2 protein-coding genes are annotated in these 2,956 nt (G+C 61.3%); one reads left to right on the plus strand and one right to left on the minus strand.

Annotated elements, in window-relative coordinates:
* Nucleotides 1-606 precede the first annotated feature (606 nt).
* Complete coding sequence (locus tag NKI54_RS36085; RefSeq protein ID WP_352532723.1) at nt 607-2,694, plus strand: recombinase family protein; 2,088 nt, start codon at nt 607-609, stop codon at nt 2,692-2,694.
* On the opposite strand, the gene tnpB is transcribed toward NKI54_RS36085, so the two are convergent.
* Nucleotides 2,682-2,956 (minus strand): IS66 family insertion sequence element accessory protein TnpB (gene tnpB, locus NKI54_RS36090; RefSeq protein WP_502898321.1); only part of this gene is annotated, 275 nt, incomplete at its 5' end. The two genes, NKI54_RS36085 and tnpB, sit on opposite strands and share 13 nt — an antisense overlap.

Raw genomic sequence — 2,956 nt, forward strand, 5'->3', positions numbered from 1 at the left:
TCGGACTCTGCCAAAGCTGCCTGCGCCTCGGCGAGGAGCGCCTTCAAACGCTCGTTCTCTTCCTGGAGAACCGTCAGATTCATGCACTAAATCAACCACATGAGTGCCGATAACGCCATTGGAGACAAGGCACCTGAGTCACTGTGCCACACTCATCCGGCCAGCTGCGGACGCCGTGCCCGCTCGGGGCGAACCAGTCTCCAATCCAGCCCTTCGAACGAAGGCCTACAGGAATATCCCTGCTGGTGAGTCTGACGAATCATCGGTCGAAGTGGTCCGGGTATTGGACCCGTGTCATCCGCTTTACGGGCGATCCTTCCGTGTGATCCGCCGAGTTGCCCATCACCGCGGCAATTTTCCACCATCATACGAAGTCGAGCACCGTGATGGATCAACATTGCTGATCCCTGTGACAGCAACTCAGAAGTATGTAGAGAAGGCGAATCAGACTAAGTTGAGTGTCGAGGCGGTTCGGGATCTTGTCGCGGTGGCGGAATGTCTCGAAGGTCATGACCATAGACCCCAAGAGCCTATGGGCGACGCTGTCACCAGCTTTGCGGCGTCAAATCCTCGACGACGTCGCCGCGGTTCTGGCGGAGGTGTCTCGTGAAGTCCGAACTGGTCAAGCCAACTCATCTGGCGCGCAGAGCGGTTGTTTACGTCCGACAGTCGACGCCACACCAGATGGTAAGCAATCAAGAGAGCCTGCGGCTGCAGTACGCGCTTCGCGTGCGCGCCCGCGAACTCGGCTGGCATGACGCCGATATCGACGTCATCGATGCCGATCTCGGCTTGAGCGGAGCCTCGGCTGCAAAACGGAATGGCTTCAAGGAACTCGTCGGTCGGGTCGGCCTGAGCGAGATCGGGTTGATCCTCTCGATAGACGTCACGCGGCTGGCTCGCAATTGTTCCGATTGGTATCCGCTCCTGGATATCTGCGGCCTGCGCGGTTGCCTCATTGCCGATCGCGATGGCGTCTATGATCCCGGCAGCGCCAATGGTCGCCTGCTTCTCGGCTTGAAGGGAACGATCTCGGAGCTTGAGCTGCATACGATCCGAAGCCGTCTGACGGCCGGTCTGCTTGCCAAGGCCGAGCGCGGCGAGCTTGCACTAACACTGCCCGTCGGCTTGGTGCGCGATCCAAGCGGGGTGGTTGTCAAAGATCCAGATCTCGCCGTTCAGGAGCGGCTTGAGCTTATATTCGAGACATTCCTGAAGTTCCGCACCGTCGCCAAGGTCATGCGTGTGCTGAATGATCGTGGCCTGGCTCTGCCGCGCCGCGACTGGCACGGCGAACTTCACTGGGCGCGAGCGACGGTCTCGGCGGTGGCGGCAGTCCTGAAGAATCCCGCTTACGCCGGTGCCTTCGTCTATGGACGAACCCGCCTTCGTGCCGCCACGGGAGAAGGCGGTTCGCCGGGAAAGGTGCCGCGGCCAATCGATGAATGGCGCATCGTCGTGAAGGGCCGGTATCCACCCTACATCGACTGGCCAACCTATGAGAAGATCCGCGACATCGTACGAGACAACCGGGCCGAATATATGCGCATCAAAACGAGAGGTGCCCCTCGCAATGGCGAACTTCTCCTGCATGGCATCGCTTGGTGCGGGCGATGCGGCCACAAGATGTACGTTCGCTACAAGGGTGGCGGAGAGTATGTGTGCAATCACCTGCGCTCACACACGGGCTTGCCTGCGTGCCAGTACATCCGTGCTCCACGCGTGGATGCCGCTGTGGCCGCCGCATTCTTGACGGCGCTGGCTCCCGCCGAGCTTGACGCACTATCGCGGGCGCGGCGGGCACAGCAGCAAGTCGACAAGGCCTTGCGCACGAGCGCGGAGCGTGAGCTTGAGCGCAAGCGCTATGCTGCGGCACTGGCAGAGCGGCAGTTCAACCGCGTCGATCCTGACAACCGTCTTGTCGCCGGCGAACTCGAGCGTCGGTGGGAGGCTGCATTGAGCGAAGTCCGCGCTGCCGAGGAAGCCCTCGCTCGGCAAGCGTCGGCTGAGCCTGTTGCGCAATTGGCATTGGGCAAGGTCCTCAACAGTAAGGTAGTCGCCCTGTCCGGCTGCCTGCCGCAGATCTGGGCGGGCGACGCCACGACGGATGCTCATCGCAAGGCGCTATTGCGGTGCCTGATCGAAAAGATCGTTCTCGATCGCGGCGAGCGCGACGTTGCTCTGGTCAGGATCGTGTGGCGAGGCGGCGCGGTGACCGAACTTGAAGTGAAGATGAAGGTTAACTCCGTCGCCAAGCTCACGCGCGGTGGAGAGATGCGCGCGCGTCTGATCGAACTCGCGCAGGCCGGCATGCCTGACAATGAGATTGCCGCCGTCCTCACCCGGGAGGGGCACCACTCGCCCAATTGCTCGGACAAGGTCCTGCCGATCACTGTGCAGCGGATCCGGCTCGGTGCCGGGATCAGGATAACGACGCAGCGCAACCGATGGACCCACGAGTTCACTTCGCTCAGCGCCACACAACTGGCCGCACGGCTGAACATCCCCGTCAATTGGATCTACGTGCAGATCAGGCAGAAGCGCCTCTTGATCGACCGTCAGTCGACTGGAGCTTACCTGTTCCAAAACTCGCCTTCCGTAATCGATGCGGTCCGTGACCTCCGCAACCACACCATTAGCCACCTTGATCTGAGAATCATTCAGCTTCACCAGGAGGGGCATCAACATGCGTGATCGAACAAGGCCGCGAACATCGCCGGCGACATGCGCATCACGCCGTCGCGAACCTGCGGCCAGACGAACTTCGAGCCCTCGAGCCGCTTGTGAACGAGCACAAGGCCGGTGCGATCCCACACCAAAATCTTGATCCTGTCAGCCCTTTTGGCCCGGAAGACGAAGGCTGCCCCACAGAACGGGTCGAGGCCTAGCATCTCCTGCACAGCCAATGCCAATCCGTCCATGCCGCGCCGGAAGTCAACCGGCCGGGTCGCCACGT

It is taken from the genome of Mesorhizobium sp. M0663, from assembly GCF_040320585.1.
Classification (GTDB): domain Bacteria; phylum Pseudomonadota; class Alphaproteobacteria; order Rhizobiales; family Rhizobiaceae; genus Mesorhizobium.